We start from the raw sequence: 14,308 nt of genomic DNA on the forward strand, positions 1-14,308 counted from the left end.
CCGGATAAAGCCTGCGGTTTTGTGACTCAGTCGTACTAGATCGCAATCGCGGTATCGATCCCCCTGTTATACTGAAGCCTGAATTGCGCCAGCACTGCGAAGATGCGGAGCTGGTTGATCAGGTCCGGCGGGTAGAGCACGTTGATGCGGTTCGGATCGTTGCTATCGCGCTCCACGATCAGGTTGGCCTTGAACGCCATCGCGTTCTCGACCAGCCCGTTGAACTCATCCAGGCGATACTGTGCGATCAGTTCGATGGTCTTCGGCGTCACGATGGCCTGACCTGCGCCAAACCGCGTGCCGTCATCCGCCAGCTTGTGCCTCGGATACTTGCTGGTGATCGCATAGCGCTGGTTGCGGAACAGCCTCGCCAGCGTGGCCAGCGTTGGCACCAGCTCGTAGGCATCGTCACCCTGACCATAGAGGTTCTTCTGGTAGGTCGTGCTCTCACGCCTGATTGCCGGGACACCGTCAGCGTTGACGCCCTGCGTTGCGATCCCGACGCCGGACAGGTCGTTGCACTGCTTCATGGTGAAGCGCTGGTGCTTCGGCGCGGGCAGGCAACCCTCCATCGCCAGCGTCTGCAACGGGCGCGCCGGGTCGTTCAAGAGAGCGCGCGCGGCCTTCGCGGTGTAAGCCGCCGCCCAGCAGTAAGGCGGCGTCGGCGAATGATGCTCGACCCCCATGATGGACAACACGCCGCTATTGTTGTTGGGACCGTAAGTCAGCAGATCGGTGTGGCCGGTCTGGTCGCCGCCCGCGACCGCGCCAGTGCGCGCTCCGAAGACGTGCCCGTAGAGCTGGCGCATCCAGCCCCAGCGCCCCTCGTCGCCGAACCCGTACTCCTCCTCCAGCAGCGCCAGGCACGTGCTGTCGGTGAAGCCGGTGGCGACGTATTCGTAGATTTTGTCGCCAAGGTTCGTGAGCGCCTGCGAGATGTCGGGCGTCCCGGTGCCGCCGGCCAGCTTGTTGCCGGACAGCGTGATTTCGAGCCCGAACGGCACCTGTTCGGCCGCGAGCAAGCCGCCATAGGCCATGCGTACGTCGATGTCGTTGCCTTCGACGCCCTTCCACTTGCAGGTAAGGGTGACCACGCCTGCCGCAGCAACTGCCGTCACCGGCATCGACAGATCAGCGGTGATCGCGTCCGCGATCTTGGTTGCGGTATCGTCCACGGCTTCGCCTGCCGCGACGAAAATCTGCACCCTGCGACCGGCGATGTAGACCGGCAGCGTGCCAGCCGAAGTCGCCGCGGTGGCGACGGTGATGGTGCCGGTGGCGACCACGCCCGCTGCTGGCTGCGCGACCGGGACCACCCACAGCTCCTGCGCAAAATTGTTCTTGGTGAAGAACTCGACCATGCCGTCAAGCATCGAGCCGAAGCCGAACAGCCTGCGCGCGTCTGCCTGCGATGGCACCGGGATCGGCACGTCGGGCAGCGCCTCGCCGTCGTCGTTCATGGAGCCGATGATCAGTGACGTCAGCCGCGAGCGCGGATAACCGGCCATGCTCGGATCGACCTCGACCCAATAGAGCGGCATCCGCCAGCTTTGCGGGATTGAATTGAATGACACGGGCATGAGCGCGGTCTCCTTCTTCGCCAGTGGTGACGCGGGCAGCGCCCGCTTTAGGGTGTCGTCTCGATGTCGTAGACGCGCTCGATCTGCTCGGTGCCGCTCTCGACGTGTTCCTTGTCGGGGAATTGCGTGGTGATGTGCACGGTCTTGAGGTCGTCGACGACCTTGGGCGGGTAATCCGTCCAGTACCGCGTTCCCATTTCCAGCCTGATTTCGTAGAGCGTTGTTTCGCCGACCGTGGCGTACTGGCCGACACGGTCGATGCCCGTCATGCCTTCGGTCAGCTTGACGAACTTCGGATTGGTGAGAAGAATTTCGAGCAGCTCGCCCATCCAGTTTTCCAGCTGACTGAGCTGGTCCTGCTTGTCGGTCTCGACATGAACGCCGCCGGAAAAGCCCAGCGTCAGCTCGGTGTCGAACTTCGGCTCGGCGTGATTGTACGATCCATGTGGAAGGTGTCTCTCGCGCAGAATGTAGACGCCCAGGATCGGCAGATCGCCGGGCTGCACCTGCAGCATAGGGGTGAGGCGATAGGTCTTGAAGCGCGCGCCGAACCCAGCCTGCAGCAGCTCCATCGCCTTTGCCTGAATGTCGATGGCGAGCTGTGTCATGACGGCGGCTCCTTGGTCCGGAGCAGCAGCATCGCGCCGCCTTGTCCGTCTTCGTCACTGTCACCGACCCAGTATTGCTGACCGAAGGCCGGATGCCGCTCGTCGATGATGTTGATCAGATCGCCCTGGTCCGGGGGGATGACGAAGTCTCGCAGCCGGATGCCAAGCGAGACTTCGTGGTCGGAGAAGATGGTGCCGTCCTGCATCTCGACATCGAGGTCGCGCTTGTTGTAGACGCCGTTCGCTTCGTAGGCAGGCACACCCGGCTGCGTCACCAGCGGGGTGACGCTGATCCTGATCTGGAAGATGATGCCTGCCGGTTTGAGCACCAGTGCATCGAAGTCGATCACGAGCTGCGCCTCGAAGGAGGTAACCCGGTGCAATAAGCGCCGGGTTCAGTCTCAGGGTAGGTTAGGTGAATGACCCCTTCTGCAAGGCCAGCGGGCGCGAGCAGAAGTTCAGCGCATTCATCTGGGTGTCCATGTGGACGCCCTTATCGTTGGGCATCGCGTACTGCTTGACGTAGCGCGGCAGGCCCATCGTGTTGACGGTCTCGATGTAGTCGGCTGGCGCGTAGACCGTGGGGAACAGGTTCGGCACACCTGTCGGATAGAAGTACGCCATGTTGGTTTCGACCATCGGCTGGCCCGCAGCGTAGCCACGATAGTTCGTCCACAGGATGCCGCCGAAGGTGAAGCTACCCCAGGTCTGACCTGCGCTGACGTACTGCGTGCGCAGCTCGCTGGCGTCGGCCTGATTGAGGTAGGTCGCACGCACTTCGGGGCACATGATCATCGCGTCGAAGAACGCATCGCCGCAAATCGCCTCGACGCCTGCGAAGCCCTGACCGTCGAGATTGTTGCCCATGGTGCGGATGAGCTGCTGACACGTCTTGCGGATCGTCCCGTCGTTTGCGGTCGTGAACGGGAAGTTGATCGCCGCCGGAGCCGCGATGCCGTACTCGACAAACAGGTTCAGCACCGTGCCGTCAGCGTAGGTGATGATGCCCTTGATCGCGCCGACGCGGGCATGCTCCTGCGTGTACTCCAGCGACTGGCCAGCGGTCTGCATCCGCTCGCCGACCTTCGTCATCACCGCTTCTGTGCCGGTCTCCTCACCGAACGGGCGAACGCCTTGCACTTCCTCGGCCATGATGGCGTCGTTGATTTCAAAGTGGGGAACGCCAAGCATACGCATCGCGCGCCGGGGCTTCGCAATCGTGGTGCCCGGCGCGCCGCGAGGCGTCGGGGCGACCAACGTGAGGACGTTGTTCTTTTCCTCGATTGCGACCGATGTGGCGGCGATGCTGGTCGTGGTAAAGATGCCCCGGCTGCTGATGTAACCGGGAATGAACTTCAGGTTATTGATGGCGAGCGACAGCGGGATAACGCCGAAGGCATCGCCGCGAAATACGTCAAGCATTTCCGTGTTCCTTGTTTAGCTGCCTGTCGGCGAGCGTTGATGGGATCGCCCGACTAGCGGGCGATGATGCCGTTGGTCGCGAGCGTCTGCATGCCGATGACCTGCTCGGGTGCGGTAATCGCGCCCCAGGAAATCAGGTTCTTGTTCACCTCGGCATCGCGCACGATGACTGCGGTGCGCAGACCTTCGCCGGGGATGGTGCCGCCAGCGTAGATGCAGAGCGCCATGCAATCCGCGCCAACCGCTGCCGGAACGTAGGTCGCCGGTTGCGTTGCGGTTGCCTCCGCCGTTTTCTTCACTGGCATCCCGACATAGATGGTTGCCGGGTCAGCGAAGTACGCAGCCCCGCGCGAACGCTGACCGTTGGCTTCGCTCAGAATGAACTCCGCGCTGTGATGCGGCTCGTTCAAGACAGGGAAGTGCGGGACGGTCGCAGCGAACGGAGAGACTTCGGCGGCCAGCTCCTCCGGGCTCATCTTGGCGCGGCGCTCGGCTTCCTTCTCTTGCTCCGCTTTGCGCTCGCGCTCTGCCGCGATGCGCGCCTCGTTCTCCTTGAACTCGTCTTCGCGGCGCTTCTGCTCGCGCTCATACATGGCCTTGCGGCCTTCCTCGGCTTTCGTCTCCGCGTCGGCGGCGGCCTTTGCGTTGTCGGGCTGCGCGGGCTGGGGCTTCGGCTGCTCGCGCGCGGGTTCGTCGCGCTCATGCTCATGGGGGGGCGTGCCATTTTAAAGCTCCTCTCTGGTTTACTTCCTGAAGCGCGCGTTGATCTTGTCGGTGATTGTGTTCCACGCCGTTGCCGGAGCCGCTGGCGGCACCAGCGGGTGATGCGGCATCACCGTTTCTGCCGCGCGCACCGCCAGCAATTCCTTGCGGACCTGCTCGATCGGCGTATTCGCGCGCACGTACCCGCCGACGCGCTCCGGCGTTGACGCCAGCGTGCAGAGGTCGGTGACGCTGGCGACATACGCCCGGTGCTCCTCGATGCCTTGCTTCTTCGCGGCATCGAGCGTGATGACCTTCGCCGACGATGCGGCAGGCACTGGCTCGGTCTCTGCGGGCGGCGCTTCCGCCGGAGGTTCTTCTTTGGGCGGTGCCGGAGGCGCAGGCGGCACCTCCGGCACCTCGGGGTCGGCAGGTGAAGGCTCACCCGGTTCGGTCCCCGTCTCGGCGCGGAAGCGATCGGCTGCCGCCTTTGGGAGAAGCCGCAGGGAGAACTTCGCGGCCATCTTTTTCTCTGAGGTGACTTCGTCGGCAAAGCCCCACTGCTTCGCTTCGGCTGCATCCATCAGCCGGTCCTCTTTCATCAGCGCCTTGACCTTGGCGGTGGTGCTCTTGGTGCGCGCCACGTAGGTCGAGGTCAGCGACTTGTCGATGCGGTCGAGGTCGTCTGCCACCGCGCGCATGTCGTCGGCGTTCCCGATCGACAACCCGGAGGCGCCATGGATCAGCATGAAGCTGTTGCTCGGCATCACGATCTTGTCGGCGGCCATGGCAATGAAGGACGCGGCAGATGCCGCGATGCCGTCGATTTGCGCGGTCACCGTGGCCTTGTGGTTCTTCAGCGCGTTGTGGATCGCGACGCCGTCGAACACATCGCCGCCGGGCGAGTTGATCCTCAGGGTGACGTTTTCGACATCGCCCAGCGCGGTAAGGTCATCCAAGAACTGTTTGGCGCTGACGGTCTCTTCGCCCCACCACGACTTGCCGATCTCGTCGTAGATGACGATCTCGGCGGTCTTGTCCTGGGCCTTCATCGTGAACCACTGGCGCATGTGCGTGCTCCTTCATGCCGCGTCGGAGGCTGCGGCCTCGTCGGCTTGTTCCTGTGCTGCTTGATCGGCGGCATCCGCGGCGTCTTGCGCGGCCTGATCCGCTGCTGCTTGATCGCCGGGCTGGGTAGCCGCCGCGTAGACCACGGGGAAAATCAGATCGAGGTCTTCCTCGCGCGCTTTGTCTGCAGCAATGCGCCGGTCGTTTTCCTCCGGGTCGTTGCCTTCGGCTTCGACCACGTCGCTGCGGCTCTTGAAGCCCGCATCGACTGCGAGTTTTTCGGCCTGCCGGTCCTTGAGCGGATCGACCCAATCATTGCGCTGCGGTATCCATTTCGCGCGCTGATAGGTCGCCTGCTCCGCAAGATAGGCGCTGGCGTCGAGCGGGATCGCCTGGGCCAGCACGGCGGTGTCGAGCCAGCGGCGCCAGATCGGCACGCACATCTGAAATACGATGATGTTGTGCTGGAATTGCTCCAGCTTGCGCCTGAACTCGACGATCGAGCCGCGCAGCGACGAATAGTTCGCGCGCCGCAGATCGCTGGTGCAGACCGAATAGGGCATGCCAAGCCCACTGAACAGCGCGAGCTGCTGGCGATACTGGTACGCCTCGTAAGCGCCGCCGACATCGGCGGGCTCGGAAAACTTGATGTCTTCGCCGGGCAGCAATGTCTGCATGGTCCCAGGTTCGAGACCGCTCAGCCCGATGTTGTCCTGCGGCGCGCTGGTGTCGGTGCCGTCGATCGGGATCACGTCTTCCGGCGTCGGCGTGGTGATGAAGCCCGCGAACATCGCGGAGATGCGCTTCCGCTCCAGCTCGGCGTCGTCGTACTGGTCGAGCAGGAACATCCGCACCAGGGCGGGCGTGATCAGCGGGACGCCGCGCATCTGGCCGGGCCGGGTGCACTTGAAGACGTGCAGCACCTCGGATGCCGGGACGCGCACCGGCTGCATCGAGCCGCTGATCTCGATCGGCGCGTCGCCGGGGTGGACGGGATAGAACCAGTACGCCGCGCGTTTGCCCAACAGGTCCAGCTCGACGCCGTTCATGATCCAGTTGCCGTTGGGCGCCTGCATGTTCAGCCAGTACGGGCACATCTCGCTTTCGAGCAGTTGCACCTGGAGCGGCACGGCGTAGCCGTCCTCGATCCGGCGGCTGCGGAAGCGGATGAAGCACTCGCCAGCTTCGAACAGCGCGCGTGCGACGATCGTCTGCAAGCCGTACAGATCGGCCAGCCCATCGGCATCGGCGTCGTCGGTCCAGTCCAGCCAGAGCTGCATGATGGTGTCGCGCAGTTTGGCGTTCTCGGTCAGGAGCGATGACGGCTTGATGCCGGTGCCGATCAGGTTGGCGACGAAGCTCTCGCAAGCGGCGTTGGCGTGCGGGTTGTTGCGCAGCGCATCCCGCGCCCGAGCGCGCAACAGCGCGCCGGTCGAAGACAGGATCGTGTTAGTGGTGTACTGCGTCGGCTGCCAGCTCTTCAGCCGGCGCCGCTGCGCGCCGCCGTCGTAGTAGTTGCTGGCGCGCTTGCTGGTGCTCGGTATGAACCGGCCCAGAATTCCCTCCGACAGGATGTCGCGCAATCCCATCTCACAGCCCCTTGTCGGCTTGAGTGGTCATCCTGATCTGGCGAATGCGCCCGCCCAGGCCCAAGGCATCGGCGAGGTCTTCTTCGAGGCCGGAGAGGATTTGCCGCAGCTCGGCGAGCGAACGGAATTCGGTGCGCTTGTCACCATAGCCAGCGCTGTTGACGCCAGAGACGATGAGCGTCTTCAGGACAGTGATCTGCGAGACGATCTCTTCCGGCGTGGCTTTGGCTTCGCGGCGGCGCGGATCAAGCGCACGGGCGAGCGCAAGCTGTTGCGCGCTCGACAACTCTGCACGGGGTTGGTCTGCCGGCACGGCACGGAGCCACTAGGCTCCGAGATAGCTCGATCTGACGATGCGCCTGATCCTGCGACCGCGCGTGAGGGACTGGGGGCGCTTCGCGAGCGCTCTCTACCTCGGATGGGGTTTCCGGCTGCGTGCCGACGCCATCCTTATTCCTGTCATGAGTTTTTTGCAATGGGATGCGCTGCACGTTGAGCAGGTAGCCCGCTGCCGCCTGCATCGCCTCGCAATCGAAGAAGTGGTTGTCGCGCGAGCGCTGCACCCACTCGACCCTGCCGGTCGGCTGCTTGAGCCGCGCTTCGCTGACGAGCTGGTGGCAGTAATCGTCATCGATACCCTTGAAGACGTGCCAGCCGCCGATGTGATCCTCGGGCCAGCGCAGCCGCTCATGCACCCAGCTTTTCCAGTGGTCGGTGTCCAGGCGAACCAACTCCAGGCCGTACTTGGCCGCACGCCCGTCCTTGCGGCTGACCTCGAGCTTGGAAAAGATCAGTGGCGTACGCATCGGCGAGCTGCTGCCCTTGGTTGGCCGGACCCGGCGCATGAAGCGGCGGCAGAATTCGTAGACCCGGTTGAGCGGCAGGGTGTCGGTCTTGCCTGGGCGAAAGCCGCTGTCGATGAAGGTGAGCCGGATCGGCAAGCCATCGATTGGCTGTGTCACCAGATCCCCGAGCGCGGCCCAGATTTCCGCCTCGGAAGTGTCGCCACGGAGATAGCCGTAATTGATCAGCCACGAGGTCGCGCGTGCGCCCCAGCCGCGGATCACCCACGGGATCGACTGCCGCTGCACGTCGCAGGTGAGGGTAAGATAAAGAACGTCCTCGGGCACCTCGCCGCGCTTGTAGGTGGCCTGCTGCGACTTGGTCTTGATTTCCATCCATTCGGGCACCTCGCCGCCGCCGGGTGAGTACAGCTCGCCGAAGCCTGCGTTGATCGCCTGCTGCACCATGGCGGGGTCGCCGCTCTGCTGCGCCTCGACCAGCACCGCGACACGCTCGCCGAAGCTGACGAAGGGCGACGCCAGGCCACTGACCCAGAACGATGCCGCCATGGCGTCAGGCGGTGCGCCGTGGACGATGCCGTCCTTGTCGATGGTCTGCCCAGGCGCGACATAGCGACCACGCGCGTTCATCTCGGTCTTGTGATGGTCCTCGATGACACCATGGCAGCGCGGGCATTCGAGGAAGGTCTCGCGCGCAGCTTCCAATGGCGTGGCCTTGAGCGGGAAGCGCAACAGGTCGAAGCGCGGCACAAAGTATTCGTCACAATGCGGGCACGGCCAGCTCCAGTGATGCCGGGTGCCCTGTTGCCAGAGTTGCCAGATGGGGCTTTCGATGTCCTCGGCCACCGCGACCTCCCAGAAAAACAGGCCGCTGGTCTCGTCCTTGACCGTGGCCAACCTGCCGCGCTTCGGCGTCGAGGTGACGACACAGACGAAGTCGGCATAGGTGTCGCCGCGTCGCTCGACCAGTCCGAGCGGGCCGCCCTGGTGGTTCACGTTGTTCCTCATCTCGTCGTACTCGTCGACGAGCGCGAGCGCGGCGGGATCGGATTTCAACGCGGTCGAGGACCCGGCATGCGCCAATCGAAACGGGACGCCGCCGACGACCTTGCGCGTCTTGGTCATGCGTTTGCCGCGCGCGACCTTCGCGGTGAGCGTCGGCGCCTCGTCGAGCAGCGCCATGACGCGGGGCTCGAACTGCTCGCTGAGGAATTGCTTGTTCGGCCCGACATACAGGATCGGGGCTGGCCGCTGGTCCAGGCGCTGCCCGACGACGTCGAGGATCATTTCGGTCTTGCCGGTCTGAGCTCCGAACGCGAGCACGATGCGCTTGTATTCGGCCGACGCGATGAGGCTCGACGGCATGACGATATAGGGCGTCAGGAGAGGATCACGCGGTCCCGGTATTGCCGCCGTGCGCGGATAAATGCGGTTCTCCGATGCCCAAACGTCCGGGGTCACTTGCTTGGACGGGACCAGCAGCAGCGCTGCGCGCGCCCAGAAGGTTTGCCTTTTCGTTGAAAGCATCCGCGAGGCGATTGAGGATGTCATTTAGCGCCTGATCTATCGTTCGGCGGAAGGTTAGGTCGCGCGTGACGCGGGCCGACAGCCCTGCCAATTCGGAACGGAAGGTGCCGACCATCTCATCAACGAGGCCATTCACGTCCTCGATCTCGACCAGCCGCTTCTCGTTCTCCAGATTGCGCAATTCGATTTCGCGAGCGCGGGCATCGCGCACCCGGCTGTCGGCGGCACTCTTGCTGCTGCGACGTTCGCTGTCACGCAAAAAGCGGATCAGGGCGCGGACGCCTGCGATGAACGGGATCATCCCTCGGCCGCCACGAGGCAATGACCCTTCACGCTGGAGCTGGCGAATATAGGTCGCCGTGTAGTCGGCGAATGCCGCGAACTCGGTGACGGAGACGAACCGATCGCCCGCGGGCGGCTGGTCGTCGCCAATGTCTTCTTCGTTGCTCACCGCACGCCCAGGAATTTGTGGGTCTGAACGCTGATGCGCCAGCGATTGCGCCGTGCCGCTTCGATGCAGAGCGCGGTTGCCTTCTCGCTCATGGATAGCGGCTGAAGCCAGACCATCGCCGGACCATACAAGGCGATGAGTTCAAGCAGCATCTGGACATCAGCGGGCTTGCCGACCGGCATCTTGATTTCGTTGGCGCGCTGCCACGCATCGGAGCGGAAGATTTTTCCGCCGGGCATGCGGATCTTGGGCGAGACGGTAACCCATGCTCTCGGGTCGATGCGGATCGGCTCGGTGCCGCTGGTCTCGACCTGCACGGTCCAGCCGTCGGCGATCATGCGGCCCGACAATTCGGTGAGGTCATACATGCACGGCTCGCCGCCGGTCAGGACCAGATGCCGGGATTGCGATTGCGACAAGGTCTGCACCAGCTCGTCGATCGACACGGCGGCAAAGCTCGGGCTTGGCTCGATCTTGCCCAGGATGACGGCGAGCGGATCGGGGGGCGTGTGGTTCAGCTCCCAGGTGTATTTGGTGTCGCACCAGGGGCAGCCGACGTCGCAGCCCTGGAGCCGCACGAACGTCGAGGGCATGCCGGTGAACGCTGCCTCGCCCTGGACCGTTTCAAACAGCTCGTTGACGGGGAGCATCAGATCACTGCCTCGCATGAGCATTTGCGGGTCTCATCGACTACGACGCGGACCAAGCGGACGGTCGGCGGCAACACCTGGGGGCCGACGACGGTGAGGAGATGCGCCGCGATGTTCTCGGCGGTCGGGTTGAATGGCACGGTGACGATCGAGGGATCGATCAGAAGCAGCGAGGTCAGGTAGGGGTCGGACTTCCAGAGCATCATGCGGTGATCCCAATTGTCCTCCAGCCACTGGCAGAGCGTGGACTTGATCACGCCGAAATCGATGATGCGGCCCAGGTGATCGAGGGCATCGGCCTCGCAGTGGAAGTGCACGCGATAGTTATGGCCATGCAGGTGCTGGCACGTGCCCTCGTGATCGACCACGCGATGGCCGCAAGAAATGTCGTGATAGCGGGTGGCCCGGATTACCGGCATCGGAAGCCCTTGGCTTGGATGAGCGACAGCACCTCGGCGCGGGCGGCGGGACCGTCGCGGAAGATGCCGCGCATCACGGATGTGGTCATGGTGGTGCCGTCTTCCTTCACGCCGCGCCATGTCATGCAAGAGTGGCGTGCGCTGAGCACAACGGCAAGCCCACGCGGCGCGATGATGCTCTCGACCTCGTCGGCGAGCTGCATGATGGCCTCCTCCTGTATCTGGGGCCGCGACAAAATCCAGTTGGCGATGCGCGAAAATTTCGAGATGCCGATCACGCGCTCGCCAGGAATAACGCCGAACCAGACCTCGCCCTCGATCGGGCAGAGATGGTGCGAGCACGCTGAGCGAACGGTGATCGGGCCAACAACGTAAATCTCGTCCATCGATCTGACGTTCGGAAAGTCGGTGCACGTCGGCGGCGGCAGATAGCGCCCAGCAAACACCTCATGCACGAACATTTTTGCGAGCCGCTTCGCGGTGCCGCGCGTGTTGTGATCGTTCTCGGTGTCGATCACCAGGGCGTCGAGCATCGCACCAGTGCAGCGCTCGACCTCGTGCTCGATGGCGGCGAGATCGCCGGGCAGCAGGGCGTCGGAAATGTTGTCGTTGGCCAGATAGGTCCGGCCCGCCGATTTGAGCCGATTTCGGACGGTGTCACCCGGCCTGGGGAGCAGAACAGACAAGTTGTGCTTATCTTTCAACGGATTAGCTCGCATTTTTCATCGTTGTCGGTGGTTGAATGGCCGTCTAGATTCTCGGCAGGCGAGTAATGCCGCTCGCCTGGATAATCCGAAAAAGGACTGACAATGAACTTCGAAACCAGCAAAGAGCCCGTCTCCGTCATCAGCGAAAACGGCGACGCCCTGGTCCCCGGCACGGAAGCACGCGCCGCCGCCGACAAGGAAGCGAAGGCAACCGGCAAGCCGGTGACCATTCGACACGCGGTCACCGACAAGGTGCTCGCCACCGTGAAGCCGCCAAAGGCCAAGGTTCTGAAGAAGGCGGCGGCGAAGAAGAACACGAAGCCAGCTAAGAAGGCCACGACAGCGCCCGCTAAGAAGGCCGCCGCGACCAAGCGCGACAGCGACAAGCCCAGCGGGATGACCGCTGAGCTTGTGAAGCTAGCACTGCGCGCGAGTGGCGTCACGCCCGCCCAGCTCAATGAGCATTCCAAGTGGAAGGGCGCGCCGTGGAAGTGGTTCTTCTCCAATCCGAAGAAGACCGGTGTCGCCGATCGCTTTGGCTACAAGCTGAAGGTCGAGCGCGATGGTCGCGCAGTGACCTACTTCCTGACCGCGAAGTAACAAAACAACTGCATACCGCATGCGCAACGTTGCGACAGGTGCTGCCGGTGGGGCAACAACGCCATGCCTCGGTGAGCGGACCTCGTGGAGGGGCGCCGCTACTTCGCTGATGGGCCAAGAGGCGACATCGCTCACTTGGTTGTCGGTTCGAAATCTTTGCCGACTTCCGATAACATTGGCGCTGTTACCTTCTTTCAGGCGCCGCCCGAAGCGATCCGCCAGCCTCACTTCAGCCTCGACGTAACACCGAGCAAACACACCAAAGCGCGCGACGCAGCAACATCTCTCGACTGACTTTGTGCACGGTTGCGTGCATAAACTCCGTGATTCACGTTGAAATTTGGTCACGAGCTAGGTCAGGCCCGTTGATCTTTGTCAATGTCGGCATCAACCGACGGGCCTCCTTATGCAAAGGGGGCGAGACAGGATAGGAGCAAAACGATGAAGCGGATGTTTTTTAGAAATTTTGCAATTGCAACTTCGGCTATCGCCTTTGCAACACTGTTCACCGTTGACTGGTCTGAGCAGCGCGGGATTTCGCTGTCAGTTGAGAGTGCCCAAGCGAGGCGGCTCTATGTCAACCCGTATCCCTATAGTCACTACATACCCGATCAGTCCGGTCTGCCTTGGTACGCAGTGCGGGCCTACTACGCTGGCGGCCCCTGGTGTGGTGCCGGCGGCACGACCGGGTACGGCACGGCTGTGGGGGTCTTTGGGCGTGCTTCCTACACCTGCTACGACGGTTGGGATAGCTATGCGAAGCTCAATGGCATTGGTTGCACGCCCGGCACCTTGATCAAGGGCGGTGACGGAATCATGTACGTCTGCCAGTAAGCACGCGGACCACAAGGAGAGGCGGCGCAATCGTCGCCTCTTTCAATTCGAAAACGATATCCGACAGCCAGGGTCACGGGCGGACGTTGGGATCGGGGGCCCAACTCGGTCGGCTCGTCACGCGAAACCGGACCACTGCGCCACGCTCGGCCGGGGCCGCCTATGGGCCGATTGTGTTGCAAAAGTCGAAAGTTGCAGGGCTCAAGATTTTTCGCGAAAACACTAAGAGTCTGTCCGGAAAGATTGCCTTGGATTGCATAGCTTTCGCATCATGAGTCGGATGGAGGCCAGCTTGAGAAAGGCGAGCGCCCTGTGATTGAAGCATTCCCAATCTTTGGACAGTCTTCGGCATCGCCCGAGCCAGGCAAAGGTACGCTCGACGATCCAGCGTTTGGGCAAGACGACGAAACGGTGAGCCTGATCGGAGCGTTTGACGATTTCGAGGTTCACGCGCTTCAGAGCGCTACGCAGCCCCTTCTGGAAATGTGGCCCTTGATATCCGCCGTCGGCGTAGAGCTTCAGAAGAAAGGGATAGAGGCCGAACAACGTTGCCATCAGGAGCACGCCGCCGTCGCGATCCTGGATGTCCGCCGCATGCACGATGGCGTGCATCAAGAGGCCTTGCGTGTCGACGAGAATGTGCCGCTTCTTGCCCTTGATCTTCTTGCCCGCGTCGTAGCCATGGAGATCATGAGGCCCCCTTTTTCAGCGCTTTTCACGCTCTGGCTATCGATGATGGCGGCGGTGGGAGAAGCCTCGCGCTCGGCCCTTTCGCGACATTCGACATAGAGGGCGTGATGAATTTTATCGAGCGTGCCGTTCCAGCTCCACAGATCGAAGTAGCCATACAGCGTCGAGCGCGGCGGCAGGTCCTTGGGGATCGCGCGCCACTGGCAACCTGTGCTCAGGATGTACATCAGCCCGTTGGCAATCTCGCGCAGGTCCACCGTACGCTTGTTGCCGCCGCGCTTGGCCGGCGGGATGCGAGGCGCGATCAGCGCCCACTCCTCGTCGGTCAAGTCGCTCGGATAGCGCAGGCGGCTGCGGTCGTAGCGTGCACGGTTCTCGGTAGTCCACATTGGCGGCGCGTCCCCATCGAATCAGGCCGCTCACCTTGAATCACAACCGATTCATTCGACTCAACATGTTTTGGAACAGACACTAAGCAGCGAGCGATCGCTGATTCGTATGACCTCAATCGCGCTACCGAAGTCGCCTGTGAATTTTGCGTGAGGCCGTGAGGTCCCTCGCATCTTGTACGCGAAAGTCGCGCCCACGGCCCGCAGAATTTTGGTCATCGGCGAAAATCGACTTTTGCAACAATATCGGCCAATAACCGACATGCAAA

General features: G+C 62.8%; 15 protein-coding genes and 1 pseudogene. 2 read left to right on the forward strand and 14 right to left on the reverse strand.

Annotated elements, in window-relative coordinates; translation table 11 throughout:
- Window positions 1–35: 35 nt before the first annotated feature.
- The 13 genes from HAP41_RS20555 to folE all read right to left on the reverse strand — a co-directional run bounded on the left by HAP41_RS20555 (window position 36) and on the right by folE (window position 11,505).
- Window positions 36–1,580 (reverse strand): phage tail sheath subtilisin-like domain-containing protein, encoded by a 1,545-nt coding sequence (locus HAP41_RS20555; protein ID WP_166097252.1) that lies wholly within the window; start codon window positions 1,578–1,580, stop codon window positions 36–38.
- A 47-nt stretch (window positions 1,581–1,627) separates the two neighbouring features.
- Window positions 1,628–2,188, reverse strand: coding sequence for a hypothetical protein (locus HAP41_RS20560; RefSeq protein ID WP_166097249.1), 561 nt, complete (start codon window positions 2,186–2,188; stop codon window positions 1,628–1,630).
- Complete coding sequence (locus HAP41_RS20565) at window positions 2,185–2,538, reverse strand: head-tail joining protein (protein WP_166097246.1); 354 nt, start codon at window positions 2,536–2,538, stop codon at window positions 2,185–2,187. The genes HAP41_RS20560 and HAP41_RS20565 overlap by 4 nt, the downstream gene beginning before the upstream one ends.
- Window positions 2,539–2,599: 61 nt before the next feature.
- Complete coding sequence (locus HAP41_RS20570) at window positions 2,600–3,610, reverse strand: major capsid protein (protein WP_166097243.1); 1,011 nt, start codon at window positions 3,608–3,610, stop codon at window positions 2,600–2,602.
- Between the two features lie 53 nt (window positions 3,611–3,663).
- Entirely contained in the window at window positions 3,664–4,203 is a 540-nt protein-coding gene (locus HAP41_RS20575; protein WP_166097242.1) for a head decoration protein, read from the reverse strand.
- Between the two features lie 150 nt (window positions 4,204–4,353).
- Entirely contained in the window at window positions 4,354–5,382 is a 1,029-nt protein-coding gene (locus HAP41_RS20580) for a head maturation protease, ClpP-related (protein WP_166097241.1), read from the reverse strand.
- A gap of 12 nt (window positions 5,383–5,394) precedes the next feature.
- A complete protein-coding gene (locus tag HAP41_RS20585; protein ID WP_166097240.1) occupies window positions 5,395–6,969 on the reverse strand; it encodes a phage portal protein in 1,575 nt (524 codons plus the stop codon).
- Window position 6,970: 1 nt separating this feature from the next.
- Window positions 6,971–7,255 carry a phage head-tail joining protein gene (locus HAP41_RS20590; RefSeq protein WP_166097239.1) on the reverse strand — a complete coding sequence of 95 codons (285 nt, stop codon included), beginning with the start codon at window positions 7,253–7,255 and terminating at the stop codon, window positions 6,971–6,973.
- Complete coding sequence (locus HAP41_RS20595) at window positions 7,215–9,137, reverse strand: terminase gpA endonuclease subunit (RefSeq protein ID WP_248577220.1); 1,923 nt, start codon at window positions 9,135–9,137, stop codon at window positions 7,215–7,217. The genes HAP41_RS20590 and HAP41_RS20595 overlap by 41 nt, the downstream gene beginning before the upstream one ends.
- A 25-nt stretch (window positions 9,138–9,162) precedes the next feature.
- Window positions 9,163–9,750, reverse strand: a complete 588-nt coding sequence (locus HAP41_RS20600) for a hypothetical protein (RefSeq protein WP_224580785.1) — start codon at window positions 9,748–9,750, stop codon at window positions 9,163–9,165.
- Entirely contained in the window at window positions 9,747–10,400 is a 654-nt protein-coding gene (queE, locus tag HAP41_RS20605; RefSeq protein ID WP_166097237.1) for a 7-carboxy-7-deazaguanine synthase QueE, read from the reverse strand. The genes HAP41_RS20600 and queE overlap by 4 nt, the downstream gene beginning before the upstream one ends.
- Window positions 10,400–10,819: a 6-pyruvoyl trahydropterin synthase family protein gene (locus tag HAP41_RS20610; protein ID WP_166097236.1), complete on the reverse strand. Its 420-nt coding sequence runs from the start codon at window positions 10,817–10,819 to the stop codon at window positions 10,400–10,402. Before HAP41_RS20610 ends, queE begins: the two co-directional genes overlap by 1 nt.
- The gene (gene folE, locus HAP41_RS20615; protein ID WP_224580784.1) at window positions 10,810–11,505 is read right to left on the reverse strand and encodes a GTP cyclohydrolase I; all 696 of its coding nucleotides are present in this window, start codon (window positions 11,503–11,505) and stop codon (window positions 10,810–10,812) included. Before folE ends, HAP41_RS20610 begins: the two co-directional genes overlap by 10 nt.
- Before the next feature lie 123 nt (window positions 11,506–11,628).
- Between folE and HAP41_RS20620 the strand changes: the two genes are divergently transcribed.
- Together HAP41_RS20620 and HAP41_RS20625 are read left to right on the forward strand one after the other, a co-directional pair.
- Window positions 11,629–12,126, forward strand: a complete 498-nt coding sequence (locus HAP41_RS20620) for a hypothetical protein (protein ID WP_175618096.1) — start codon at window positions 11,629–11,631, stop codon at window positions 12,124–12,126.
- A 441-nt stretch (window positions 12,127–12,567) separates the two neighbouring features.
- Window positions 12,568–12,960 carry a hypothetical protein gene (locus HAP41_RS20625; protein ID WP_166097234.1) on the forward strand — a complete coding sequence of 131 codons (393 nt, stop codon included), beginning with the start codon at window positions 12,568–12,570 and terminating at the stop codon, window positions 12,958–12,960.
- Between the two features lie 222 nt (window positions 12,961–13,182).
- Here the strand turns inward: HAP41_RS20625 and HAP41_RS20630 are convergent.
- Window positions 13,183–14,039, reverse strand: a pseudogene (locus HAP41_RS20630) (IS5 family transposase).
- Between the last annotated feature and the right edge of the window lie 269 nt (window positions 14,040–14,308).

The sequence above is a fragment of the Bradyrhizobium barranii subsp. apii genome (assembly GCF_011516635.5).
Lineage (GTDB): Bacteria > Pseudomonadota > Alphaproteobacteria > Rhizobiales > Xanthobacteraceae > Bradyrhizobium > Bradyrhizobium barranii.

What these genes read in the sequence shown, in the direction of transcription:
- HAP41_RS20555 (WP_166097252.1), bottom strand. Translation starts at nt 1,580, where the DNA reads ATGCCCGTGTCATTCAATTCAATCCCGCAAAGCTGGCGGATGCCGCTC.
- HAP41_RS20560 (WP_166097249.1), bottom strand. Translation starts at nt 2,188, where the DNA reads ATGACACAGCTCGCCATCGACATTCAGGCAAAGGCGATGGAGCTGCTG.
- HAP41_RS20570 (WP_166097243.1), bottom strand. Translation starts at nt 3,610, where the DNA reads ATGCTTGACGTATTTCGCGGCGATGCCTTCGGCGTTATCCCGCTGTCG.
- HAP41_RS20575 (WP_166097242.1), bottom strand. Translation starts at nt 4,203, where the DNA reads ATGTATGAGCGCGAGCAGAAGCGCCGCGAAGACGAGTTCAAGGAGAAC.
- HAP41_RS20580 (WP_166097241.1), bottom strand. Translation starts at nt 5,382, where the DNA reads ATGCGCCAGTGGTTCACGATGAAGGCCCAGGACAAGACCGCCGAGATC.
- HAP41_RS20585 (WP_166097240.1), bottom strand. Translation starts at nt 6,969, where the DNA reads ATGGGATTGCGCGACATCCTGTCGGAGGGAATTCTGGGCCGGTTCATA.
- HAP41_RS20595 (WP_248577220.1), bottom strand. Translation starts at nt 9,137, where the DNA reads ATGCCGTCGAGCCTCATCGCGTCGGCCGAATACAAGCGCATCGTGCTC.
- queE (WP_166097237.1), bottom strand. Translation starts at nt 10,400, where the DNA reads ATGCTCCCCGTCAACGAGCTGTTTGAAACGGTCCAGGGCGAGGCAGCG.
- HAP41_RS20610 (WP_166097236.1), bottom strand. Translation starts at nt 10,819, where the DNA reads ATGCCGGTAATCCGGGCCACCCGCTATCACGACATTTCTTGCGGCCAT.
- HAP41_RS20620 (WP_175618096.1), top strand. Translation starts at nt 11,629, where the DNA reads ATGAACTTCGAAACCAGCAAAGAGCCCGTCTCCGTCATCAGCGAAAAC.
- HAP41_RS20625 (WP_166097234.1), top strand. Translation starts at nt 12,568, where the DNA reads ATGAAGCGGATGTTTTTTAGAAATTTTGCAATTGCAACTTCGGCTATC.